This is a genomic window from Streptomyces sp. NPDC054813 (assembly GCF_053611365.1).
In genome coordinates, this window is sequence record NZ_JBSHAF010000021.1 from 154,601 (window position 1) to 176,738 (window position 22,138).

A 22,138-nucleotide genomic window follows, 5' to 3' on the forward strand; every position below is an offset into this window, starting at 1 on the left:
CCCCGGGGGCCCCCGCCCCGCACCCCCCCGGGGCCCCCCACCCCACCCCCCCCGCCGCCCCCACGGCCGGCGGGCCGCGGGGGGCCGCCGCGCCCCCCCCCGCCCCCGCCCCCGCGGCCGCCGGTTCGGCGGGTTCGGGCCGTCCTGCACACCGCACCACGCTCACCGTCAGCTCGTACGACAGCAAGACCCGACGAGCCGTCATGTCCAAGACGGCCAAGGGGAGCCCGGCGTCCCCGACCGTCTCCCCCAGCACTTCGGCGTCGCCGTCGCCGTCGGCGTCGGCCGCGACCGGGCAGGCCGCCGTCGGTGACGTGATCGCCAGCGCCCCCGCGCCCGGCGCCCCGGACGGACTGCTCGCCAAGGTCACCAAGGTGATCGGCGAGACCGACGAGGGCACCGAGGTGCAGACCGAGCCCGCCACGCTCGACGCCCTGCTCGGCGACGACACCGCGAAGGGCACCGTACCGGTCGATCCGGACGCCTTCGACGTGGACAAGCTGCTGCCCGACGTCAAGGTGTCCTGGGCCAGGTCGGGTGATGTGCATGTCGGCCCGGAGGGCGCCACCGTGCCGCTCGGCAGCCTCCGGCTGGACGTCAGCGCCGAGATCCCGACCGCCGCGGGCGCTCCGGCCGCCGCCTCCGCCTCGGTGTCCGGCTTCGTCCAGGTCGCCCCGCAGGTCGACTTCGCCTACGGCGGCGCGGGCACCGGCAGCGCGCCCGGCTCCGCCTACCTCGGCGTGTCCGGCGACTGGAACTCGGGCTGGGCGGTCAGGGGCCGGGCCGCGGCGGCCACCGCCACCCCGCTGCGCGTCCCGTTCGCCAAGCTGCACGCCGACCCCGTCCTCCAGGTCGGCCCGGTGCCCGTCGTGGTCAACCTCGACCTGACCTGCTACCTCCAGGTCTCCGGCGACGGCAGGATCACCGTCGACGTGGAGCAGAGCCTCAAGGGCGACTTCAAGGCGGGCGGCACCTTCGGCACAGCCCAGGGCTGGACGCCGGTGAGCAGCTCCGACATGACGAGCACGCCGGTGCGCACCTCGGTGACCACCGCCGGCAGCGTCAAGACCGCGCTGGGCGCCGAGGCCTCGGTCGGCCTCTACGGCACCGTGGGCGTCACCGCCGACCTGGCCCCCTATCTGCGCGGAGAGGCCTCCGGCACGGTCACGGCCGACTCCGCAACCCCGGGTGCGGACGCCCGGGGCGCCTGGAGCCTGTACGGCGGTGTCGACCTCTCCGGCACCCTGCGCCTCCAGCTGTCGATCTTCGGTACGCCGGTGCTGCAGCGGAGCGTCCCGCTGGGCGCCCTGCACCGCGAGTGGAAGCTGGCGGGCGGCTCGCTCTGAGCCCCGGTCAGGCCTCGCCGCCGGATATCCAGCCCTGCCGGCGCAGCTCGGCCGAGACGTCCGGCGCCCGGTAGTGCTCGCCCTTCAGTACCTTGCCGTCGGCCCGGCGGGCGACCTGCCCGTCGGGCCCCAGCTTGCTCATGTTGGACCGGTGGATCTCGGCGATCACCGCGTCGAGGTCGATGCCGTGCACCAGCGCGGTGCCGTACGCCACGTAGACCACGTCCGCCAGTTCGTGCGCGAGCCGGTCCAGGGGCCCGGCGACAGACACCTCGGCGACCTCCGCGGCCTCCTCGGCGAGCAGCTCCCCGCGGTGCGCGGCCAGCTCGGGGGACACCTCCGCGGGCGTGGTGCGGGCGTCCAGACCGAAGGCGTGGTGGAACTCTCGGACGAGGCGGGCGGGCGAGGAGCTGGTCATGCGAACGACTCTAGCGGCCGCCACTGACACTCCCGGTCCGCCGCCGGGCACCCGGCCCTGGTCAGGAGCGGGACCGGCTGGCAGGATCGCGCGCATGTCAAAGGTGTTCCCCCGTATCGGCAGGCGCCGCGCTCTCCAGGGCTCGGCCGCGGGCGTCGTCGCGTTCGGCCTGCTGCTGTGGTGGCTGCTGCCGCTGGGCGAGAACCCGCCGACCGGGACGATCACCTTCAGCACGGGGACGCTGAGCGGGGTCTACCAGGAGTACGGCGTGCGGCTGCGCACCGAACTGGGGCGGGACATGCCGGGGCTGAAGGTGAAGCTGGTCCAGAGCGCGGGGTCGTACGAGAACGTCCAGCGGGTGGCGACCGGTCAGGCCGACTTCACCATCGCGGCGGCCGACGCGGTGGAGACGTACGAACTGAACGGCGGCCGGGGCGCCGACCGGATGCGCGGGGTGGCGCGGCTCTACGACGACTACGTCCAGCTCGTGGTGGGGCGCGACTCGGGCATCACCAGCGTCGCGCAGCTGCGGCACAAGCGGGTGGCGATAGGACTGCCCAACTCGGGTGTCCGGCTGATCGCCAACCGGGTGCTCAGGGCCGCCGGGATCGACCCCGGGAAGGACATCACCCCGATGGCCGACGGCATCGACACCGGCCCGGACCGGCTGCGGCAGGGCAAGATCGACGCGTTCTTCTGGTCGGGCGGACTGCCGACCAAGGGGCTGCTGGACCTCGCGCGGAAGTTCAGCTTCACGTTCGTCCCGATAGACGGCGGCCTCGTCTCCAAGCTGCACTCCGAGAGCGAGGCCGCGCTCTACTACCGGGCGACCAACATGCCCGAGTCGGCGTATCCGTCGGTGCAGCAGGGCACGGCGGTGGCGACGATCGCGGTCTCCAACCTCCTCATGACCCGCAAGGACATGGACCCGCGTCTCACCGAATGGGTGACCCGCACGGTCATCAAGAGCCGGGACGACATCGGCGCCCACGTCCACTCGGCCCAGCTGGTGGACCTCCGCACGGCGATCTACACGGACCCGCTCCCCTTGCAGGAGGGCGCGCGACGGTACTACCGCTCGGTGAAACCTTGAAGCACCCCTGATCAACCCCCACCACCCGCGCCCCGCAACCACCCCGCATTCCTCACCCGCTCCGCGGCACCGAAACGGTCACCCGCAACCCCCGCGGCTCGCGGTGCTCGTAGGACAACGAGCCCCCACCCGCCGCCAGCAACGCCCGCGTGATCGACAGCCCCAGCCCCGACCCCTTCACGTTCTGATGCCGACCGCTCCGCCAGAACCGGTCCCCCACGCGCGCGAGTTCCTCAGCGGTCAGCCCCGGCCCCGTGTCGGTCACCACGACCTTGGACACGCCACCGTCGGCCGCGACGCCCACCTCCACCGAACCCCCCTTCGGTGTGAACTTCACCGCGTTGTCGATCACCGCGTCCAGCGCGCTGGACAGCGTGATCGGGTCGGCCCATCCGGTGGTCGCCGGGCACTCCCCGGTCAGCCGGACCCCCTTCGCCGCCGCGGCCGGTGCCCACGCCGCGACCCGTTCCGCCGCCAGCCGCCCGATGTCCGTCAGCATCAGGTCCGCCTCGGCGTGTTCGGCCAGCGCCAGGTCGAGCAGGTCGTCCAGCACCTGGGCGAGCCGCTTGCCCTCGGTGCGGACCGAGGCGATCTCCTCGTTGCCCTCGGGGAGTTCGAGGGCGAGCAGTTCGATGCGCAGCAGCAGTGCGGCCAGCGGGTTGCGCAGCTGGTGGGAGGCGTCGGCGACGAACGCACGCTGCTGCTCCAGCACGTCCTCTACGTTGTCCGCCATCTCGTTGAACGCCCGGGCCAGCCGTCTGAGTTCCGGCGGACCGCCGGCCGCCGCGACCCGGGACTTGAGCCGGCCGCTGGCGATCTCGTGGGTGGTGGCGTCGAGCACTCGTACGGGTCGCAGCACCCACCCGGTCAGCCGTAGCGCCGCGCCGACGGCGAGCAGCATCGCGGCGATCTCGCCGGCACCGATGAACAGCCAGCCCCGCAGGGTCCGTGAACGCATCGGCCCGGTGGGCGAGTCGGTGACCACCACGGCGACGACGTCACCGTCGCGGATCACCGGCGAGGCCACCACGAGCCGGGTGCGCTGCCAGGGCCACACCTGCTGCGGGTCATGGCTGCGCCGGCTGAGCAGCGCCTCGGCGTAGGCGTCACGTACCTCGCCCGTCTGCGGCAGCACCCAGTCGTCGGGCGCGTTGGCCATGGAGGACGCGTTGCGGTAGAAGACGCCCGCGCGAATGCCGTACACCTCGTAGTAGCTGATGAGTTCGCGGTGGAGGGTCTCCTGCCGGTCGTCCGTGCGCATGGGACGCGCGCTGGTGGGCGGGCCGGTGACGAACTGGGCGAGGGCCGCGAACCGCGCGGTGTCGTCGATCCGGTCCACGACGACCTTCTGCTGCTGGGCGGCGGCCACGCTGACCGCGAGGGGGATGCCGAGCGCGAGCAGGACTGCCGCCAGCAGGACGATGAGCAGCGGAAGCAGACGTGTGCGCACCCGTCCCCGCTACGCGGCCGGGGCGACGAGCCGGTAGCCCACGCCGCGTACGGTCTCGATGAGCGCGGGCATGCGCAGCTTCGCGCGCAGGGAGGCGACATGCACCTCCAGGGTGCGGCCGGTCCCCTCCCAGCTGGTGCGCCAGACCTCGCTGATGATCTGTTCCCGGCGGAAGACCACGCCGGGCCGCTGGGCGAGCAGCGCCAGCAGGTCGAACTCCTTGCGGGTGAGCTGGACGACCTTGCCGTCCACGCTGACCTGGCGGGTGGGCAGTTCTATGTGGACGGAGCCGAGCCTGAGCGTGTCGTCGCCGTCGGCCGGACCGTCCTCGTGGTGGGTGCGCCGGCTGACGGCGTGGATCCGGGCGAGCAGTTCCCCGGTGTCGTACGGCTTCACCACGTAGTCGTCCGCGCCCAGGTTGAGGCCGTGGATGCGGGAGCGGACGTCGGCGCGGGCGGTGACCATGATGACCGGGGTGCTGGTGCGCTTGCGGATCTTGCCGCAGACCTCGTAGCCGTCCTGGTCGGGCAGTCCGAGGTCGAGCAGGACGACGTCGTAGCCGTCGCCCTCGGGGACGAGCGCCTGGAGGGCCTCCTCGCCGCTGCGGGCGTGGGTGACGGAGAACCCGTGCCGGGCCAGGACCGCGGAGAGTGCGGCGGCGACGTGGTTGTCGTCCTCGACGAGCAGCAGTCTCATCCCGGCCCCCTCCGGTTCAACGTTCGTTTCGTCCTGGTTCGTTCTCGGCTTGCCTGCGGAGAACCTGTGCCTTGTAAAAAACGCGCGTACGCGCGCGTGCACGATGGCAGTCACGCTGATGGACGACGATGACGTCAAGTGGGTTTCGGCGGCGCGCAGGTTCCGTTACCCGGCCGATACGCACACAGGTCACGGCTGCTACGACATGTGCCCGAATGCTATCGGATCGTGATGCTCAGATCTCCCTCAGATGTAATGACGCTGGTCATGCGCGGTAACTACATTCCTCCGCAACCGAGGAGGACGGAGCCCGATAGCGATGACCGAAGTATCGGTGGCCAAGGAAGATGTGGCCGCGACCGGCGAACTGGTCGTCCTGAAGAGCGTCAACAAGCACTTCGGCGCGTTGCACGTGCTCCAGGACATCGACCTGACGATCGCCCGCGGCGAGGTCGTCGTGGTGATCGGGCCCTCCGGGTCCGGTAAGTCGACTCTGTGCCGCACCGTCAACCGTCTGGAGACCATCGACTCCGGAACGATCACGATCGACGGCAAGCCGCTGCCCCAGGAGGGCAAGGAGCTGGCCCGGCTGCGCGCCGATGTCGGCATGGTCTTCCAGTCCTTCAACCTCTTCGCGCACAAGACGGTGCTCGAGAACGTGATGCTCGGTCAGGTGAAAGTCCGCAAAACGGACAAGAAGCAGGCCGAGGAGAAGGCCCGCACCCTGCTCGACCGGGTCGGTGTGGGCACCCAGGCCGACAAGTACCCCGCACAGCTCTCCGGCGGCCAGCAGCAGCGCGTGGCGATCGCGCGGGCGCTGGCGATGGACCCGAAGGTCATGCTCTTCGACGAGCCGACCTCGGCCCTCGACCCCGAGATGATCAACGAGGTCCTGGAGGTCATGCAGCAACTGGCCCGGGACGGCATGACCATGATCGTCGTCACCCACGAGATGGGCTTCGCGCGGTCGGCCGCGAACCGGGTGGTCTTCATGGCGGACGGCCGGATCGTCGAAGAGGCCACGCCCGACCAGTTCTTCAGCAACCCGCGCAGCGACCGGGCCAAGGACTTCCTGTCGAAGATCCTGCACCACTGAGGCGCGGCGGGACCCGCTTCCTTTCCCAGACGTCTTCACCAAAACGAGGGATGTTCATCATGCAGCTCCGCAAGGTCACCGCCGCCTCGGCCGCCGTGCTCGCGCTCGCCCTGTCCGCCACGGCGTGCGGCGGCAGCGACAAGGGCGACGACAGCTCGTCGGGCGGCGGCAAGATCAAGGTCGGCATCAAGTACGACCAGCCCGGCCTCGGCCTCCAGGAGCCGGACGGCTCCTTCTCGGGCTTCGACGTGGACGTGGCCACGTACGTCGCCGGACAGCTCGGTTACAAGCCGGACCAGATCGAGTTCGTGCAGACCAAGAGCGCCGACCGCGAGAACGCCCTCGCACGTGGTGACGTGAAGTTCATCGCGGCCACCTACTCGATCACCGACGAGCGCAAGCAGAAGGTGGACTTCGCCGGCCCGTACCTGCTGGCCCACCAGGACCTGCTGGTCAAGAAGGACTCGACGATCGCCAAGGGCACGGACCTCAACGGCAACAAGCTGTGTTCCGTGACCGGTTCGACCTCGGCGCAGAACCTCCACGACACGATCGCCCCGAAGGCCAACCTCAAGGAGGTCAGCACCTACTCGGAGTGCATCGCCGGCCTCCAGAGCGGGTCCGTCGACGCCGTGACCACGGACGACTCGATCCTCGCGGGCTTCGCCGCGCAGGACAAGTACAAGGGCCAGTTCAAGCTCGCGGGTCTGAAGCTGAGCAACGAGAACTACGGCGTCGGCGTCAAGAAGGGCGACTCCGCGACTCTCGACAAGATCAACAAGGCGCTGGAGAAGATGGTCAGCGACGGCTCCTGGCAGAAGGCGGTCGACGCCAACTTCGGCCCGGCCGAGTACAAGAACGAGCCCGCCCCGAAGATTGGCGTGATCGTCAAGTAAGGCGCCGATCCGCGCGCCCCGCGGAACTCCGCCGACGCAGGGACCCGGCAGGTCGCACGGTTCCTCGGGCGCGCCGCCGCCGCCGCTTCCCCTGGCGGCGGCGCGCCATGCCCTCCACCTACGCCACACACCCGGAAGCGCGGGAAATCGTGTTCGACTTTCTTCAAGGCTACGACGTCCTAGGGGCGTTCTGGACGACGGTGAAACTGACCGTCTTCTCCGCCGTGGGCTCCCTGGTCTGGGGCACCCTGCTGGCCGCGATGCGGGTCAGCCCGGTCCCGCTGATGCGCGGGTTCGGCACGGCCTATGTCAACATCGTCCGGAACATCCCCCTGACGGTCATCATCATCTTCACCTCGCTCGGTCTCGCCGACATCTTCGGCGTCACCCTGGGCGCCGACGACTTCGCGGTCCAGGGCTTCCGGCTGGCCGTACTCGGTCTCATCGCCTACACCGCGGCCTTCGTCTGCGAGGCGATCCGCTCCGGCATCAACACGGTGCCCGTCGGACAGGCCGAGGCGGCCCGCGCGATCGGGCTGAACTTCTCGCAGACGCTGCGGCTGATCGTGCTGCCGCAGGCCTTCCGCGCGGTGATCGGCCCGCTGGCCAACGTCCTGATCGCCCTGACCAAGAACACCACCGTGGCCGCCGCGATCAGCGTCGCCGAGGCCGCCGCCCTGATGAAGACGATGATCGAGAACGAGGCCCAGACGGTGGCCATCGGCGCGGTCTTCGCCTTCGGCTTCGTGGTCCTGACCCTCCCGACCGGCCTGTTCCTCGGCTGGCTCGCCAAGCGCCTGGCGGTGAAGCGATGAGCTCGGTTCTGTACGACGCCCCCGGGCCCCGCGCCAAGCGGCGCAACGTCCTCCTCTCCGTCGTCTTCGTCCTGCTGCTCGCCCTCCTGCTCTGGTGGGTGTGGCAGAAGATGGACGACAAGGGCCAGCTGAAGTGGGCCCTGTGGCAGCCGTTCACCACCTCCGAGGCGTGGACCACGTATCTGCTGCCGGGCCTCGGCAACACCCTCAAGGCCGCGGCCCTCGCCATGGTCATCGCCCTTCCGCTGGGCGCGGTCTTCGGCATAGCCCGGATGTCCGACCACGCGTGGATACGTATCCCGGCCGGCGCCGTCGTGGAGTTCTTCCGCGCCATCCCCGTCCTGCTGCTGATGCTGTTCGCCATGGAGTTCTACGTCCGCTCCACCGACGTCGGCAGCGACGAACGGCCGCTGTACGCGGTCGTCACCGGCCTGGTTCTCTACAACGCCTCGGTGCTCGCCGAGGTAGTAAGGGCCGGTGTCCTGGCCCTGCCGAAGGGGCAGACGGAGGCGGCGTACGCGGTCGGTCTGCGCAAGGGACAGACCATGACCGGCATCCTGCTGCCGCAGGCGGTCACCGTGATGCTGCCGGCCATCGTCAGCCAGCTCGTGGTGATCGTGAAGGACACCGCGCTGGGCGGTGTGATGCTCCAGTTCACCGATCTGCTCAACGCCCGCGGCACCCTGGCCGCCAACTACGCCAACGTCATCCCCAGCTTCATCGTCGTGGCGATCATCTTCATCCTGCTGAACCTGGTCCTCACCACGTTCGCCTCCTGGCTGGAGCGCCGGCTGCGGCGCAGCAAGCGCGGCACGGGCGCGGTCCTGGGGGCCGAGGAAGTCAACGACCTGAACGTGGCCGAGGTCGGCGGCGGGTTCGCCACGGGAGCGTCCGCCTGACAGGGAGTCAACCCGGGTGACACCCACGGAGGCAGCGGTCCTACGATCGCTGCCTCCGCCGTTTTCCGGGCCGTCGGCGGGCCCGCGCGCCCGCCATGCTGACGTGTCCCCGGGTGCGCCGCTTGACCGGGTGGCGCCCAGTCTGTTGCATACGTTCTGTGATCGTGCACCCTGCTCCACCGACCTGTTCATCCGTGTCCGTCGGGACTTGCGTACGGGCAGGGGGCGCCGCGCCGTGGACCCGGTGATCATCGTCGGAGCGGGGCCCGTCGGGCTTACGCTCGCCCTGGCGCTGGCGCGTCAGGAGGTGCCGTCCGTCGTCCTGGACGAGGGCCCGGGCAAGGACGAACCGCGCCCGGCGCGCACGGTGGTGCTGCGCGAGGACACCGCCGCCCTGCTGACGCGACTGTCCGGCGCCCCGCTGGACGAGCTGGGCACCCGCTGGACGGGCTGGCGCTCGATGCGCCGCAAGCAGGTGATGCGCGAGGTCGTCTTCGACGAGGCCGGCGAACCTTCCCCGCTGCACATCGCCCAGCACACGCTCACCAACGCCCTGCGCGCCGCGATCGCCGACCAGCCGCTGGTCAGGGTCGCCACGGAGAGCCGGCTGGACACCGTGGAGCAGGAACGCTCCGGCGTCACCGCGCACACCCGTGGCCCCAAGGGCACCTGGTGGCGCGGCAGTTTCCTGGTGGGCTGCGACGGCCCCCGCTCGACCGTGCGCAAGCTCCTCGACATCCGCTTCCCGGGCCGTACGGCGGTGGAACGGCACGCGGTCGCCGCGCTCCGCACGGAACTTCCGTGGCCCGGTCAGGCGTTGCTCCATCGGACCCCGCCGTGGCGGATGTCCGGGCCCTCGGCCGGAGAGGTGACCGCCCGCCCCCTCCCGGACGGCGCCTGGCGCCTGGACTGGCTGCTGCCGCCCGGCAAGGACCTGGTCACCCCCGAACTCCTGGTGAACCGGATCCGCGAGACCCTCGCGGGCTGGACGGACGGCACCACACCGCCGTACGACCTGCTCGACACCGGCGTGCACACCGTCCACCACCGTCTCGCCCGGCGGTGGCGGGTGGGCCGGGTGTTCGTCGCCGGGGACGCGGCGCATCTCCTCGGCGCGTTCGGCACGCACGGGCTGGAGGAGGGCCTGCGGGACGCGGACAATCTCGCCTGGAAGCTGGCCCCGGCCTGGCACCACGGTCCGCACGAGGCGCTGCTGGACAGCTACCAGATCGAGCGGCGGGCGGTGGTCGCCGCCCGGCTGCGCGCCGCCGACCAGGTGCTGCCGGTGCTGCGCGGCGGTGGCGGGCTGCGCGGGATCGTGCCCGGCACGGCCCGGGGGCACGACGCGCTCCTCACCGACGGTCACCTGGGGCACGGCCCGCTCGGCGCGCCGGGAGCGTACGCCGACTCGCCGCTCGCGCCCCGGCATCTGGAGCACGAGATCCCGGTCGACACCCCGTTGGGAGAGCCAGTCACCGACGTCCGGGTCACCGCGGAGGACGGCACCTTCGTACAGCTGCGCTCACGGCTCGGCCGCGGCGCGCTGCTCGTCGTCCTCATCGCGCCCGGTACGGGGGTGTGGGACCGCAAGCACTGGGTCTCCGCCGGGATCATGCCCCGGCTGGCCGCGGCCGTGACCGCGCTGCCGCACCCCGCCGAGCTGCTGGTCGCCGAGGCCTACCCGGGCGCACCGGCGCACTCGGTGCTGCTCGTGCGCCCCGACGGCCATCTGGTCACCGCCCTCAACGGCGTCCGCCCGGCCGATCTGTACGCGGCCGCCGAGGCGACGCTGGGCGGCAAGAACCCCGAGACCACGGAGGCGGAGGCACAGGCCGGATCCGGCGCGCGGTGATCCCGCGGTCCACATGCTGACAGTGAGTTGACCCGTCCGCACCGGCGTGGTCTACTCCGCAACGTGAACGACACCACTGTGCGCCTGTGGCGGAAGGTCCATGTTGACCTGGTCCGCTATGCGGGCTGCGTGTGTCTTCCGTCCTGCTGAATTCGCTTTTTCTCCTTCCTTCTCCGGGGCGCCGTCTGCGCCCCCTTCGGCGAATCTTCATCAGGAACGGTGCACGTGTCTGCCTCTCTCTCCACCCCGTCCTCCCCCGTTTCCTCGTCCGCCTCCGCGCCCGGCGCCGCGCCCACCCAGGCGGACCTCCTCGACTTCGTCCGGCGTACGGCCGCCGACACCGAGCTGATCTCCTCGCTCCCGCTCGACCCGGAGGGCCGCACCTGGGTACGGCTCGACGGTCCCGGCGGCAGCGAGGCCTGGCTGATCGGCTGGCCGCCCGGCTCCGGCACCGGCTGGCACGACCACGCCGAGTCGGTCGGCGCCTTCCTCACCGCCACCGGTGAGCTGAAGGAGTACTCGCTCGCCACCCGGCTGCCCACCGACGGCTGGAAGACCCTGGAGCTCTCCGAGGACGTCGACCGCGAGCGTCGGCTGCCCGCCGGAAAGGGCCGCTCCTTCGGCCGCGACCACGTCCACGAGGTGCTCAACGAGTCCCCCGAGCACCATGCGATCTCCGTCCACGCCTACTACCCGCCGCTGCCGCGGATCCGCCGTTACAGCCGCAGCGGACCGGTGCTGCGCCTGGAGCAGGTCGAACGCCCGGAGGACTGGCAGTGAGCGGCGCCGGACAGCACCCCGTGGGCATCGACGAGTTGCTGGACCGGGTGCGGGCCGACTACCGGCGCGTGGCGGCGCACGAGGCGTACGAGGCGGCGCAGGCCGGAGACGCCCTGCTGGTCGACATCCGGTACGCGGCGCTGCGCGACCGGGACGGGGTGATCCCGGGCGCCCTCGTCATAGAGCGCAACGAGCTGGAGTGGCGCCTGGACCCCCAGGGCAGCCACAAGGCCCCCGAGGCCACCGGCCACGACCTCCAGGTCATCGTGATCTGCAACGAGGGCTACGCCTCCAGCCTGGCCGCCGCCTCCCTCCACCAGCTGGGCCTGCACCGCGCGACAGACCTGGTCGGCGGCTTCCAGGCCTGGAAGTCAGCGGGACTGCCGGTCAACCCTGACAACGACGCCGACCTCTAGTCCTTCGCCGTCGCCACCGTCACCGCCGGCACCCGCAGCGCCACCCGGCCGGGAAGGGCGGCGGCCACCAGCGCGAGCAGCGCGGCGGTCGCGACGACGGTCACGTACAGCAACGGCGTGACCGTCGGTGCGGCCCGGCCCGCCATGCCCACGCTGAACGCGGTCAGTACCGCGAGCGCGATGCCGCTGCCGAGGGCCGTCGCCAGTGCCAGCACCGACAGCACCTCGGTCCGCAGCATCCGGAGCACCTGACGGCGGGTGGCCCCGGCCAGCCTGAGCAGCGCGAACTCCCGGACGCGTGCGGCGACCGACATGGCGAGCGTGTTGACGACGGCGATTGCGGTGAAGGCCAGGACCAGCCCCATGGCCAGGTAGTTGACCTCGGCGTTGTCCTGTTGACGGTCGGCCTGGAGGGAATCGGCGGCGGCCGGCGAAAGAATCCGCAGACCCGGGAACTCACGGAGCGTAGTCGCGAGTTGTGTCTGTGTACGGGCCGTGCTGACGAGGACGGAGGAGGCGAGCGGGTTGTCCACGTGGTGCGAGACGAGGTCGTGGGCGAAGGTGAGATCGCCGAAGCCCAGACCCCGGGCGTAGACGGCGGCGACGGTGAGCGTGGCGGGCGTGCCGTCGCCGAGGGTGAGTCTCAGAGTGCTGCCGGGCGCCAAGTGGTGCTGGTCGGCGGCCAGTTCGCTGACGGCGACGGTGCGGTCGGTGAGGCGGGTGAGGGAGCCCGCGGTGACCTCGGGGTCCCAGGTGCGGGTGAGGCCCTCGGGGGTGACGCCCTGGGCTGGGTACTTGTCGAGTCCGACGCGGACGGTCGTGCGGACCACTTCGGTGACGGCGTTGTGGTGGGTACGCAACCGCTGTGCCGCTTCGGCCGGGACGCCCGGTCCCCGGGCGGCGACGACCCAGTCGGCGGTGACCCCTGCGCGGGCCTGGACACGGGCGGCGTCGCCCAGTGTGGACTGGACGAACAACACGGTGCAGGTCATGCCGATGAGCAGGGTGAGCGGGGTGACGACGGAAGCCATCCGGGCGGCATTGCCGCGCAGGTTGGCGGTGGCGAGCCGGCCGCCGTGACCGGTGAGCCGCAGCGGTCCGGCGAGCAGCAGCGCCGCCGCCCTGACCAGCAGCGGGCCGAGCAGGGCGACGGAGGTGGAGAGGACCACGACGGCGAGGAATGTGACGGGAGTCGATGCGGGTTCGGTGCGCAGGGAGGTGAGCAGGACGACGAGCACGACTCCGCCGGCGAGCAGCAGCAGACCGGCGGCGATCCGCCCCCAGGCGGGCCGGGCGGGTTCGATCCGGGACTCGGCCAGCGCCTCGGTCGGCCGGATCCGGGTGATGCGCCGGGAGGCGATACGGGCGGCGGCCCAGGCGCCGATCAGGGTCGCGGCGAGCGCGGCAAGCGGCGGGAAGACACCGGTGGTGTGCTGAAGCGTGGCCGGTACGGCGCCCAGGGCGACGAACCTGGTGTGCAGCCAGGCGCCGAGCGGAAGCCCGAGCAGTGCGCCTACGGTGCCGGCGACCGCGCCGACGATCAGTGCCTCGCGGCCGAGCAGCCGGCGGATCTGGCCGGGGGTGGCGGCGATGGCCCGCAGCAGGGCGAGTTCGCGGTGGCGCTGCTGGACGGTGAGCCCGAAGGTGCCGACGACCACCAGGATCGCCACGAGCAGGGCGGTGCCGCCCATGGCGCCGCCCATGCTGACCAGCCGGACCCTGGCGGCGGCCGCGTCCAGGAACTCGACGGGGCCACGGCCGTTCCCGGTGGAGACCTGGGCGGTGGTGCCACGCAGTGCCCGCGTCACCGTCCGCTTCAGCTGGTCAGGGTCGGTGCCGTGGGCGGGCAGTACACCGAACGCGGTGACCTGCCCGGGGTGTGCGGCCAGCCGGTGGGCCTCGGCCGTGGAGAAGAAGAGGGACGTCTGGTGGCGTACTTCGGTGGCCGGGGCGGCGATTCCGGTGATCCGGTAGACGCGCGGGGCCTGCGTCGACTGCACGGTGAGTGGGTCACCGGGGCGCAGCCGGGCGCGTGCGGCGAGGTCGCGGTCGACGACCAGGTCGGTGGCGGCCCTGGGCGCGGTGCCGGTGACCAGCCGGTACGGGGTGAGCGCGGCGGACTCCCAGGCGTGCCCGTAGGCGGTACGGCCACCGGTGCCGGCCGGGGTCGACGGCTGGGCGAGGAACGTGAGTTCGGGCACGACACGGGCGACGCCGGGTGCATGGGCGAGCCTTCCCGCCAGGTCCGCCGACAGCCAGGCGCGTTCGGCGATGGGTTTCGCCTTGTGCTTGACCTTGGTCTTGCCCTTCCTGTGTTTGACGGTGGTGCGGTGGACGTACTGGTCGCCGGAGACCACGACGGGCGTCGCCGCGTAGCGCTCGGTGCGGATCGTGCCGCGCAGGCCGGTGTCGAGGAGGGTGCCGCACGCGGAGATCAGCGCCGCCGCACACAGCAGGGCGAGGAAGGCGCCGAGAAACCCGGCCTTGCGGGCGCGGACGGTCCTGAGGGCGTAACGCAGCATCATGGCGTACACGGTTGTTCACACACGGGTCCCCGGGCACTGCGGTGGTCCGGTGTCTTGGGAGGGGGATAACCCCACCACCCCTACAGGCCGGTGAGTCCTCAGCCCTGGCCGTCCGTCAGACCTGCCTGTCCGTCAGAAGTCCCCGTCCTCGAGGCAGTCCGTGTCCTCGCCCTCCTCCTCCAGGGCTCGCCGGACGACCCTGAGGGCCATGCCCTCGGGGTATCCCTTGCGGGCGAGCATGCCGGCGAGGCGGCGGAGGCGTTTGTCCCGGTCGAGGCCCCGGGTGGAGCGGAGCTTGCGGGCGACGAGTTCGCGGGCCGTCTCCTCCTCCTGCTCGGAGTCGAGCTGGGCGACGGCCTCGTCGATGAGCGTCGATTCGACGCCCTTGGTCCGCAGTTCCTGGGCGAGCGCGCGGCGAGCCAGCCCCCGGCCGTGGTGCCGGGACTCCACCCACGCGTCCGCGAACGCGCTGTCGTTGATCAGCCCGACCTCCTCGAACCGCGACAGCACCTCCTCGGCGACATCGTCCGGGATCTCCCGCTTGCGCAGGGCGTCCGCAAGCTGTTTCCGGGTGCGCGGGGTCCCGGTGAGCAGGCGCAGACAGATCGCCCGCGCCCGCTCAGCCGGGTCCGCCGGAGACTCCCCCTGCTCGGCCCTCGACAAGGAGGAGGAACCTCCGTCCTCACCTGACGGCCCCCCGGAGCCACGCCGACGGCGCGTCCCGGGCCGCCGCGAGCCACGGCCGGGTGATCCGTGCCCGCGGGGCCCGTCCGGGCCTTCGTGCGTGCCGTTCTCGTACGCGCTGTACGAGTCGGGCGGGCCGTCGTCCTCGTACGGGCCGTCACGCCCGTATGAGCCATCGCTCCCCCGTGTCGCACCCCCGTCCCGGCGCCGACCTGCCACCGGGTGTCCCTCGCTGTCGCCCCCGTATCCGTCGCCGCCCGTGCCGTAGGCCCCGGAACCGTCCCCGGTGCCCCTCCCCCGGGGGGCACCGGGGGACGTGTACTCGTGGTCGGCCCAGTCGGTTCGTCGTGTCACGGCGTCAGCTCTTGGCGGTGGCGGCCTTGGGCTTGGTGACCTTGGCGGCGGCCGGGGCGGGCACCGTCTTCGCGGCGTCGGCCGGGGCCGCGGTGGTGACCGCCGCGTCCGTACCGGGCTCGGCGGCGGGCTCCTGCGGGCGGACGCCGACGCCCAGCTTCTCCTTGATCTTCTTCTCGATCTCGTTGGCCAGGTCGGGGTTGTCCTTGAGGAAGTTGCGCGCGTTCTCCTTGCCCTGGCCGAGCTGGTCGCCCTCGTACGTGTACCAGGCGCCGGCCTTGCGGACGAAGCCGTTCTCCACGCCCATGTCGATCAGACCGCCCTCGCGGCTGATGCCCTGGCCGTAGAGGATGTCGAACTCGGCCTGCTTGAAGGGCGGCGCGACCTTGTTCTTGACGACCTTGACGCGGGTGCGGTTGCCGACCGCGTCCGTGCCGTCCTTCAGGGTCTCGATGCGGCGGATGTCGAGTCGCACCGAGGCATAGAACTTCAGCGCCCGGCCACCGGTCGTGGTCTCCGGGGAGCCGAACATCACGCCGATCTTCTCGCGGAGCTGGTTGATGAAGATCGCGGTGGTCTTGGACTGGTTGAGCGCGCTGGTGATCTTCCGCAGCGCCTGGCTCATCAGGCGGGCCTGGAGGCCGACGTGGCTGTCGCCCATCTCGCCCTCGATCTCCGCACGCGGCACGAGCGCGGCGACGGAGTCGATGACGATGAGGTCGAGGGCGCCGGAGCGGACCAGCATGTCCACGATCTCCAGGGCCTGCTCGCCGTTGTCGGGCTGGGAGAGGATCAGGTTGTCGATGTCGACGCCGAGCTTCTGCGCGTACTCGGGGTCGAGGGCGTGCTCCGCGTCCACGAACGCGACCTGGCCGCCGGCCTTCTGCGCGTTGGCCACGGCGTGCAGGGTCAGGGTCGTCTTACCGGAGGACTCCGGTCCGTAGATCTCCACGACCCGGCCGCGCGGCAGGCCGCCGACACCGAGGGCGACGTCGAGCGCGGTCGACCCGGTCGAGATGACCTCGATGGGCTCCTTCGTCCGGTCACCCATGCGCATGACCGCGCCCTTGCCGAACTGCCGTTCAATCTGTGCGAGTGCGGCTTCGAGAGCCTTCTCGCGGTCGGTACCTGCCATGGGTTCCACCCGGTTTGCTTGAGTCGATCGCTTCACGTCAAAGACGCTAACGCCTGCCACTGACAATGCGCCCCGACGCCTGTCCGGCCTGTGGACAACTCGGGGACTTATCCGCCCAAACCGTGTCGAACCGCCACTGGAGTCCCCGTCGAGAGCCTTCGCCGGAGCCTCCATAAGAATGGATGTTCGATTTTCGTGTCAAGCGCACCACGCGGTACTCCCGCCACTTCCCCGCAGGGTGCTCACCCACCGATCACCCACCGCTCGCCCACGGACTCCGGGCGGTGCGTCGGCCAGTGACGGGGCGCGCGGGGCGGGGCGCGCGGGGCGGGGACGGGGGCGCCCGGGAATCGGGCGTACGCGGCACGCGGGCGGGAGCGCACGGTGCGCTGGGGGTGGCAGCCGGAAGCGGAACCGCGGCACGGCGATCCACACCACCCGGCAAGGCGTTCACCCGATCGTGAGTTTCCGCATGCCCGCTCCCGCCGTGCCGCGATCCTCGAAGAGGCGGCCGGTAGGCGGCGCCCCTGTGTGCCGGTAGGCGGCGCCTCTGTGTGCCGTGGGTGGGAGAGCGCATGACACGTGAGACGGGACGACGCGGCCTGGACGAGCAGGCCGTACTGCTGGCGGCAGGGCTGGCCGATCTGGCGGTGAGCACGCTGGGCACCGCCGTCGGCACGGTACGGGGGCTGCTGCGCCGCTCGGACGCCGGCGCACTGGCGGCGGAGGCCGAGCACGACCTCACCGCGCGCGGACGCCTGGTCCTGGACCGGTACGCGACCGTGCCCCCGGCCCATCTGGAGACCCTCGCCCGGCACGCCCTCGCCCGGCGGACCGCCGACCATGGCTGACCGGTGGGATCCGACCGCCTTCAAGGCCCGCGTCGACGAGGTACTGCGCCGGTTCGTCGCCCAGGAGGCCGACCTGTTCGCGGCGATCGATCCGCTCCTGGGCCCGGTGGCCGAACAGCTGGAGGCGGCGGTCACGGACGGCAAACGACTGCGGGCGGCGTTCTGCTACTGGGGCTGGCGTGCGGTGGGGCAGCCGGACAGCGACGCGCTGGTGCGGGCGGCGGCCTCCATGGAGCTGGTGCACGCCGCCGCCGTCGTGCACGACGACCTCATCGACGACAGCCCGCTGCGGCACGGGCGTCCCACGGCACATGTCGCCCTGCGCGCCGCCGTACCGGCTCGCCCGTGTGCCGACGGCACCGCGCGGTCGCTGGCGATGCTCGTGGGCGATCTGCTGATGTCGCTGGCCGGGCAGTTGTTCGCGACCTGCGGTCTGCCCGCCGCCTATCTCGCCCGGGGCCGCCCCCTGTGGTCGCTGCTGGCCCGGGAGCTGATCGCGGGCGAGTGCCTGGAGATCCTGCGCACCGGCACCGGTCCGGACACGACGGCCTCGCTGAAGGTGATCCGCTACAAGACCGCCAAGTACACCGTCGAGCAGCCCCTGCTGATCGGCGGCGCCCTGGCCGGGGCCGGCGAGCGGCTGCGGGCGGGATACTCCGCGTACGGGCTGCCGCTGGGCGAGGCGTTCCAGCTCCGCGACGACCTGCTCGGCCTGTTCGGGGAACCGGAGCACACCGGAAAGGCCAACGCCGACGACGTGCGCGGCCATCGGCCCACCGCGCTGCTCGCGGAGACCTGGCGGCTCGCCCGTGACGACGACCGGGAGCGGCTCGGCGCGTTGCTCGGCAAGCGTGATCTGGGTGCGGAGGGCCTGGACGCGGTCCGCGAGGTGATGTGCCGGCTCGGGGCGCCCGACCGGATCGAGCACATGATCGGCGCGCGGGTCGTGGAAGCGCTCGACGCCCTCCACTCACTGGACGTGCCGGCCCCGGCCGCCGCCGCCCTGACCGCGCTGGCCCACTCGGCGGCGGTCCGCCTTTCCTGACACCCACCCGGTGGCACGGACGACACCCGACCCACGAAGACACGCACGACGAAGAGACCCGCGAAGACAAGGAGCCTGCGTGACCCACACCGAGGCATCGTCGGACGCCCTGCGGTACGCCGGTGACGAACTCGCCGACGCCACGGTCGCCGCACTCTTCGAGCGCGGGGAGGTGGGCACGTTCAACACCCTGATGCGCTATGTCTCCACCGTCGGCGCTCCCCTGCCCGACGGGCTGCCCGACGTCGCGCGGGAGTATCTGGAGGCCACCCGGGTCCCGCCGTCATGGGTGGACTGGGGCGAGATGGAGAAGGCCCGGCTGTTCTTCATCGACAACAACGTGCACATCGCGACCGCGCTCTCCTTCGCCTCCATGCCCGCCTGTTATGTCGTCCCACGCGTGGCGAAGCTGCTGTCGGCCACGCACGGGCTCAGCTATCCCTCCAAGCGCATGGCGGAGACCGGCCAGTTCACCGTCTACCTGATGCAGCCCGACGCCTTCGAGGCCGGCGGCCGCTTCGTCCCCGCCGCCCAGAAGGTGCGCCTGCTGCACGCCTCCATCCGACACCACCTCAAGCGCGAGAACCGCTGGGACACCGAGGCGCTGGGGACGCCGATCTGCCAGGAGGACATGATCGGCGGGCAGATGTTCTTCTCGCTGCTGGTCCTCGACAGCCTGCACCGGCTGGGCATCCATCTGTCCACGGAGGGCGCGGAGGCGTACTACTACGCGTGGCGGGTGGTCGGCGCCATGCTCGGCGTCGACCAGGAGGCCGTTCCCAAGACCCTCGACGAGGCCCGCCGCTTCCTCGACCTGTACATGATCCGGTACATGGGCCCCTCCGAAGAGGGCGCCCACCTGACCCGGCAGCTCATCGAGCTCTACGAGGAGGTCGTCCCCGGCACCTTCTTCGACCCGATCGTCCCGGCCCTCGTCCGCCACCTCGTCGGCGACACCTGCGCGGACTGGCTGGACGTGCCGCGCACCCCGTGGGACACCGTCGTCAAGGCCGTACCGCACCTCCTGGGCGTCCTGGAGACCATCGAGGACCGCTCCCCGCTGGGTGCCTGGGCCCTGGACCGCCTCGGCCATCTCACCACCGTCTTCGAACTGTCCTCCCTCACCCGTGGCCGCGTCATGCACTACGCCATCCCCGAACACCTCAGGAAGGACTACGGCGTCTCGGGCACGGTGCCCCGCACCCGGCGGTGGACCCCGCCGGCCGCCACGGTCTACTGACCGTCCGCACTCCTACGGCCCACGCCTACTCCCGACGGCGTACGACGGGTGACTTCAGTCGGACGACGACCGCGCGGACAGCTCCCGGGAGGGTGGTCGCATGCCCTCACCCCTGGAAAGTCCGTCCTCCGCGGAGACTCCACCCTCCCTGGCGGGTCCGCTCCGGAATCCACCGGCGAGCCGCCTGCGCCGGGTCCGCCCCGCCGAGCGTCTCTGTCATGCGACCGGGGTGTTCCTCGTCCTCTCCGGCCTGGTGCATCTGGTGGTGTTCGCGGTCGACGGCGGCCCCTGGTACGGCCCGGTCTCCTGGCGCAAGCCGGTCACCTTCGGGCTGTCCTTCGGGCTGACGCTGATCGCGGTCACCTGGGTCACCTCGTATCTGAGGATCGGGGAGCGGCTGCGGACCGTGCTGCTCCTGGTGTTCGCCGCCGACTGTGTGGTGGAGGTCGGCGGGATCACCCTGCAGGCGTGGCGCCGGGTGCCCTCGCACCTCGACATGGAGACGCCGTTCGACACGGCAGTGTCGATGACGCTCGCGGTGGGCGGCGGGGTCCTGGTGGTGCTGCTCACCGTCTTCGCCGTGGTGTCGTTCCGGCGGCGGCCGGCCGGTCCCGTGGGCATGGCGCTCGCCGTGCGCTCCGGGTTCGCGGTCCTGCTCGTGGCGCTGGCCTCGGGGGCCGCGATGATCGCGCGCGGGGTGGTGCTCGTCCGGACCGGGCACCAGGAGGCGGCGTACGACTCGACGGCCCCGCTCAAGCCGCTGCACGGGGTCAGTCTGCACGCGGTGCTGGTGCTGCCCGCGCTGGCCTGGCTGCTGTCCCGCAGCTCCTGGAGCGAACGGGTCCGGTGGCGGATCGTGGCCACGGCGGTGGGCTGCTACGTGGCCGCCGTGGCCGCCGCCGGGGTGTGGGCGGTGCTCACCTACTGATCGCGGCGGCCGTCACCGATCCGGTGACCGTACTGAGCGCGGCGGCCGTCACGGATCCGGCGCGACCGTTACCGATCACGGCGGCCCTCAGGCCGGGCCCTCCCCGGAGTCCTCGGCCGGCCGCTGCCATATCGTGCGCCGCGCGCGCGTGAGCAGCCCGGGGCCGGTCGTGCCGCGCCTGGTGCGGCCGTTCACCCGGGGGTCGTCCGTGACGTCGTACCGCTTCACGTAGGCGCCGAGGAACGCCTGGAGCGTGGCCACCGCGGGGATCGCGATCAGGGCGCCGACGGCGCCGAGGAGCGCGGTGCCCGCGATGACCGAGCCGAAGGCGACCGCCGGGTGGATGTCGACGGACTTGGAGGTCAGCTTGGGCTGGAGCATGTAGTTCTCGAACTGCTGGTAGATCACGACGAACACCAGCACCCACACCGCGTACAGGGGGTTGACGGTGAACGCGATCAGCATCGGCAGCGCACCCGCGAGATAGGTGCCGATGGTGGGGATGAACTGCGAGACCAGGCCCACCCAGACGCCGAGCACGGGCGCGTACGGCACGCCCAGGGCCTCCAGCAGGATGTAGTGGGCGATGCCGGAGATCAGCGCCATCACACCGCGCGAGTACAGATAGCCGCCGGTCTTGTCCACGGCGATCTCCCAGGCGCGCAGCACCTCGGCCTGGCGAGCGGGCGGCAGGACGGAGCACAGGGTACGGCGCAGCCGGGGGCCGTCGGCGGCGAAGTAGAAGGCGAACAGGGTGACCGTCAGCAGCTGGAAGAGGCCGCCGAGCACCTGCCCGGAGACGTCGAGCACACCGGCCGCGCTGTTCTGCGCGTACTTGCGCAGCCAGTCGGAGTGCAGCAGACCCTCCTGGACGTCGACCCGCTTCACGTCGGTGTGGAAGGTGTGGTTGACCCAGTTGATGACCGAGTCCAGGTAGTCCGGGAAGTCTTCGACGATCTTGATGATCTGGCCGGCCAGCATCGAGCCGAGCAGCGTGACGAATCCCGCGACGGCGATGGCCAGGCCGAGGAAGACCAGGAAGGTCGCGAACCCGCGGCGCATGCCACGGGAGGCCATCCAGCTCACCGCGGGCTCGATGGCGAGCGCCAGGAAGAACGCGATGAGGATGTTGATCAGCAGACCGGTGAGCTGGTGGAAGGCCCAGCTGCCCAGCTGGAAGGCGGCGATGAGGGCGAGCGCCAGCACCATGGCGCGCGGCAGCCAGCGCGGCATGCGGGCGCCACGTAGCGCGGCGCCGGCGGCCGGGGGTCCGGCGGGCGGCGTCGTGTCGACCTGGGATGCGTCCTGGGCGGTCCGCCCGTCGTCGTCAGTGGGTGCCACGGTGCAAGTCTCGCCGACGCCACTGACAAGGTGTGGCCCGTATCCGATCTTTGGGCACGTTCAGCGCTTCTCCCCGGGAACGTTCATGGCCGTGCAGACCACACGCCACACTTCCTTGGCCTCCCAGCCGGCGTCCAGCGCCTCGTGCACCGTGAGTCCGCCGAGCTCCGTCATCACATGATCGCGTGCGAAGGTGTCGGCGTACCCGGAACCGAAGTGTTCCGCCATCCGCTGCCAGAAGACCGTCAACCGCATGACACCAGTATCCCGCCCCTGAG

General features: G+C 71.4%; 22 protein-coding genes. 14 read left to right on the plus strand and 8 right to left on the minus strand.

Annotation, left to right across the window (positions count from 1 at the left end):
• Positions 1 to 203 precede the first annotated feature (203 nt).
• Entirely contained in the window at positions 204 to 1,346 is a 1,143-nt protein-coding gene (locus ACWGJB_RS35045) for a hypothetical protein (RefSeq protein ID WP_453384069.1), read from the plus strand.
• Positions 1,347 to 1,353: 7 nt separating this feature from the next.
• On the opposite strand, the gene ACWGJB_RS35050 is transcribed toward ACWGJB_RS35045, so the two are convergent.
• Positions 1,354 to 1,764 (minus strand): pyrophosphohydrolase domain-containing protein, encoded by a 411-nt coding sequence (locus ACWGJB_RS35050; protein ID WP_453384070.1) that lies wholly within the window; start codon positions 1,762 to 1,764, stop codon positions 1,354 to 1,356.
• Positions 1,765 to 1,858: 94 nt separating this feature from the next.
• Between ACWGJB_RS35050 and ACWGJB_RS35055 the strand changes: the two genes are divergently transcribed.
• A complete protein-coding gene (locus ACWGJB_RS35055) occupies positions 1,859 to 2,857 on the plus strand; it encodes a TAXI family TRAP transporter solute-binding subunit (RefSeq protein ID WP_453384071.1) in 999 nt (332 codons plus the stop codon).
• Between the two features lie 52 nt (positions 2,858 to 2,909).
• On the opposite strand, the gene ACWGJB_RS35060 is transcribed toward ACWGJB_RS35055, so the two are convergent.
• Both ACWGJB_RS35060 and ACWGJB_RS35065 read right to left on the minus strand, forming a co-directional pair.
• On the minus strand, positions 2,910 to 4,307 hold the full coding sequence (locus tag ACWGJB_RS35060; RefSeq protein WP_453384072.1) for a sensor histidine kinase: 1,398 nt from the start codon (positions 4,305 to 4,307) through the stop codon (positions 2,910 to 2,912).
• Between the two features lie 9 nt (positions 4,308 to 4,316).
• Positions 4,317 to 5,003 (minus strand): response regulator transcription factor, encoded by a 687-nt coding sequence (locus tag ACWGJB_RS35065; RefSeq protein ID WP_453384073.1) that lies wholly within the window; start codon positions 5,001 to 5,003, stop codon positions 4,317 to 4,319.
• A 319-nt stretch (positions 5,004 to 5,322) separates the two neighbouring features.
• Here ACWGJB_RS35065 and ACWGJB_RS35070 point away from each other — a divergent pair, with 319 nt between their 5' ends.
• The 8 genes from ACWGJB_RS35070 to ACWGJB_RS35105 all read left to right on the plus strand — a co-directional run bounded on the left by ACWGJB_RS35070 (position 5,323) and on the right by ACWGJB_RS35105 (position 11,757).
• The gene (locus tag ACWGJB_RS35070) at positions 5,323 to 6,099 is read left to right on the plus strand and encodes an amino acid ABC transporter ATP-binding protein (RefSeq protein WP_453384074.1); all 777 of its coding nucleotides are present in this window, start codon (positions 5,323 to 5,325) and stop codon (positions 6,097 to 6,099) included.
• A 59-nt stretch (positions 6,100 to 6,158) separates the two neighbouring features.
• Positions 6,159 to 6,995 carry a glutamate ABC transporter substrate-binding protein gene (locus ACWGJB_RS35075; protein WP_453384075.1) on the plus strand — a complete coding sequence of 279 codons (837 nt, stop codon included), beginning with the start codon at positions 6,159 to 6,161 and terminating at the stop codon, positions 6,993 to 6,995.
• Positions 6,996 to 7,144: 149 nt separating this feature from the next.
• A complete protein-coding gene (locus tag ACWGJB_RS35080) occupies positions 7,145 to 7,810 on the plus strand; it encodes an amino acid ABC transporter permease (protein ID WP_453384108.1) in 666 nt (221 codons plus the stop codon).
• Positions 7,807 to 8,709: an amino acid ABC transporter permease gene (locus ACWGJB_RS35085; protein ID WP_453384076.1), complete on the plus strand. Its 903-nt coding sequence runs from the start codon at positions 7,807 to 7,809 to the stop codon at positions 8,707 to 8,709. Before ACWGJB_RS35080 ends, ACWGJB_RS35085 begins: the two co-directional genes overlap by 4 nt.
• 235 nt (positions 8,710 to 8,944) lie before the next feature.
• The gene (locus ACWGJB_RS35090) at positions 8,945 to 10,561 is read left to right on the plus strand and encodes an FAD-dependent monooxygenase (protein ID WP_453384077.1); all 1,617 of its coding nucleotides are present in this window, start codon (positions 8,945 to 8,947) and stop codon (positions 10,559 to 10,561) included.
• A 78-nt stretch (positions 10,562 to 10,639) separates the two neighbouring features.
• Positions 10,640 to 10,711: a putative leader peptide gene (locus ACWGJB_RS35095; RefSeq protein WP_311737274.1), complete on the plus strand. Its 72-nt coding sequence runs from the start codon at positions 10,640 to 10,642 to the stop codon at positions 10,709 to 10,711.
• A 75-nt stretch (positions 10,712 to 10,786) separates the two neighbouring features.
• Positions 10,787 to 11,341 carry a cysteine dioxygenase gene (locus ACWGJB_RS35100; RefSeq protein WP_453384078.1) on the plus strand — a complete coding sequence of 185 codons (555 nt, stop codon included), beginning with the start codon at positions 10,787 to 10,789 and terminating at the stop codon, positions 11,339 to 11,341.
• A complete protein-coding gene (locus ACWGJB_RS35105; RefSeq protein ID WP_453384079.1) occupies positions 11,338 to 11,757 on the plus strand; it encodes a rhodanese-like domain-containing protein in 420 nt (139 codons plus the stop codon). Before ACWGJB_RS35100 ends, ACWGJB_RS35105 begins: the two co-directional genes overlap by 4 nt.
• On the opposite strand, the gene ACWGJB_RS35110 is transcribed toward ACWGJB_RS35105, so the two are convergent.
• The 3 genes from ACWGJB_RS35110 to recA all read right to left on the minus strand — a co-directional run bounded on the left by ACWGJB_RS35110 (position 11,754) and on the right by recA (position 16,455).
• Positions 11,754 to 14,282: an ABC transporter permease gene (locus ACWGJB_RS35110; RefSeq protein WP_453384080.1), complete on the minus strand. Its 2,529-nt coding sequence runs from the start codon at positions 14,280 to 14,282 to the stop codon at positions 11,754 to 11,756. The genes ACWGJB_RS35105 and ACWGJB_RS35110 overlap by 4 nt on opposite strands.
• A gap of 132 nt (positions 14,283 to 14,414) precedes the next feature.
• Positions 14,415 to 15,320 carry a recombination regulator RecX gene (gene recX, locus ACWGJB_RS35115; protein WP_453384081.1) on the minus strand — a complete coding sequence of 302 codons (906 nt, stop codon included), beginning with the start codon at positions 15,318 to 15,320 and terminating at the stop codon, positions 14,415 to 14,417.
• A 4-nt stretch (positions 15,321 to 15,324) separates the two neighbouring features.
• Positions 15,325 to 16,455 carry a recombinase RecA gene (recA, locus tag ACWGJB_RS35120; protein ID WP_450767132.1) on the minus strand — a complete coding sequence of 377 codons (1,131 nt, stop codon included), beginning with the start codon at positions 16,453 to 16,455 and terminating at the stop codon, positions 15,325 to 15,327.
• Between the two features lie 575 nt (positions 16,456 to 17,030).
• On the opposite strand from recA, the gene ACWGJB_RS35125 reads away from it, so the two are divergent.
• From ACWGJB_RS35125 to ACWGJB_RS35140, 4 genes are all read left to right on the plus strand, one after another.
• A complete protein-coding gene (locus ACWGJB_RS35125) occupies positions 17,031 to 17,306 on the plus strand; it encodes a polyprenyl synthetase (protein WP_453384082.1) in 276 nt (91 codons plus the stop codon).
• Positions 17,299 to 18,351 (plus strand): polyprenyl synthetase family protein, encoded by a 1,053-nt coding sequence (locus ACWGJB_RS35130; RefSeq protein WP_453384083.1) that lies wholly within the window; start codon positions 17,299 to 17,301, stop codon positions 18,349 to 18,351. The genes ACWGJB_RS35125 and ACWGJB_RS35130 overlap by 8 nt, the downstream gene beginning before the upstream one ends.
• A 79-nt stretch (positions 18,352 to 18,430) precedes the next feature.
• Entirely contained in the window at positions 18,431 to 19,591 is a 1,161-nt protein-coding gene (locus tag ACWGJB_RS35135; RefSeq protein WP_453384084.1) for an oxygenase MpaB family protein, read from the plus strand.
• Between the two features lie 100 nt (positions 19,592 to 19,691).
• Positions 19,692 to 20,519 carry a hypothetical protein gene (locus ACWGJB_RS35140; RefSeq protein WP_453384085.1) on the plus strand — a complete coding sequence of 276 codons (828 nt, stop codon included), beginning with the start codon at positions 19,692 to 19,694 and terminating at the stop codon, positions 20,517 to 20,519.
• 87 nt (positions 20,520 to 20,606) lie between these two features.
• On the opposite strand, the gene ACWGJB_RS35145 is transcribed toward ACWGJB_RS35140, so the two are convergent.
• Both ACWGJB_RS35145 and ACWGJB_RS35150 read right to left on the minus strand, forming a co-directional pair.
• Complete coding sequence (locus ACWGJB_RS35145) at positions 20,607 to 21,860, minus strand: AI-2E family transporter (protein ID WP_453384086.1); 1,254 nt, start codon at positions 21,858 to 21,860, stop codon at positions 20,607 to 20,609.
• Between the two features lie 60 nt (positions 21,861 to 21,920).
• On the minus strand, positions 21,921 to 22,115 hold the full coding sequence (locus ACWGJB_RS35150; protein WP_453384087.1) for a DUF3046 domain-containing protein: 195 nt from the start codon (positions 22,113 to 22,115) through the stop codon (positions 21,921 to 21,923).
• Positions 22,116 to 22,138: the final 23 nt, after the last annotated feature.

Coding starts and splice junctions, on each gene's coding strand:
- ACWGJB_RS35085 (WP_453384076.1), top strand. CDS start 7,807: ATGAGCTCGGTTCTGTACGACGCCCCCGGGCCCCGCGCCAAGCGGCGC.
- ACWGJB_RS35070 (WP_453384074.1), top strand. CDS start 5,323: ATGACCGAAGTATCGGTGGCCAAGGAAGATGTGGCCGCGACCGGCGAA.
- ACWGJB_RS35110 (WP_453384080.1), bottom strand. CDS start 14,282: ATGATGCTGCGTTACGCCCTCAGGACCGTCCGCGCCCGCAAGGCCGGG.
- ACWGJB_RS35150 (WP_453384087.1), bottom strand. CDS start 22,115: ATGCGGTTGACGGTCTTCTGGCAGCGGATGGCGGAACACTTCGGTTCC.
- ACWGJB_RS35075 (WP_453384075.1), top strand. CDS start 6,159: ATGCAGCTCCGCAAGGTCACCGCCGCCTCGGCCGCCGTGCTCGCGCTC.
- ACWGJB_RS35050 (WP_453384070.1), bottom strand. CDS start 1,764: ATGACCAGCTCCTCGCCCGCCCGCCTCGTCCGAGAGTTCCACCACGCC.
- ACWGJB_RS35140 (WP_453384085.1), top strand. CDS start 19,692: ATGCCCTCACCCCTGGAAAGTCCGTCCTCCGCGGAGACTCCACCCTCC.
- ACWGJB_RS35130 (WP_453384083.1), top strand. CDS start 17,299: ATGGCTGACCGGTGGGATCCGACCGCCTTCAAGGCCCGCGTCGACGAG.
- ACWGJB_RS35125 (WP_453384082.1), top strand. CDS start 17,031: ATGACACGTGAGACGGGACGACGCGGCCTGGACGAGCAGGCCGTACTG.
- ACWGJB_RS35065 (WP_453384073.1), bottom strand. CDS start 5,003: ATGAGACTGCTGCTCGTCGAGGACGACAACCACGTCGCCGCCGCACTC.
- recA (WP_450767132.1), bottom strand. CDS start 16,455: ATGGCAGGTACCGACCGCGAGAAGGCTCTCGAAGCCGCACTCGCACAG.
- ACWGJB_RS35045 (WP_453384069.1), top strand. CDS start 204: ATGTCCAAGACGGCCAAGGGGAGCCCGGCGTCCCCGACCGTCTCCCCC.
- ACWGJB_RS35055 (WP_453384071.1), top strand. CDS start 1,859: ATGTCAAAGGTGTTCCCCCGTATCGGCAGGCGCCGCGCTCTCCAGGGC.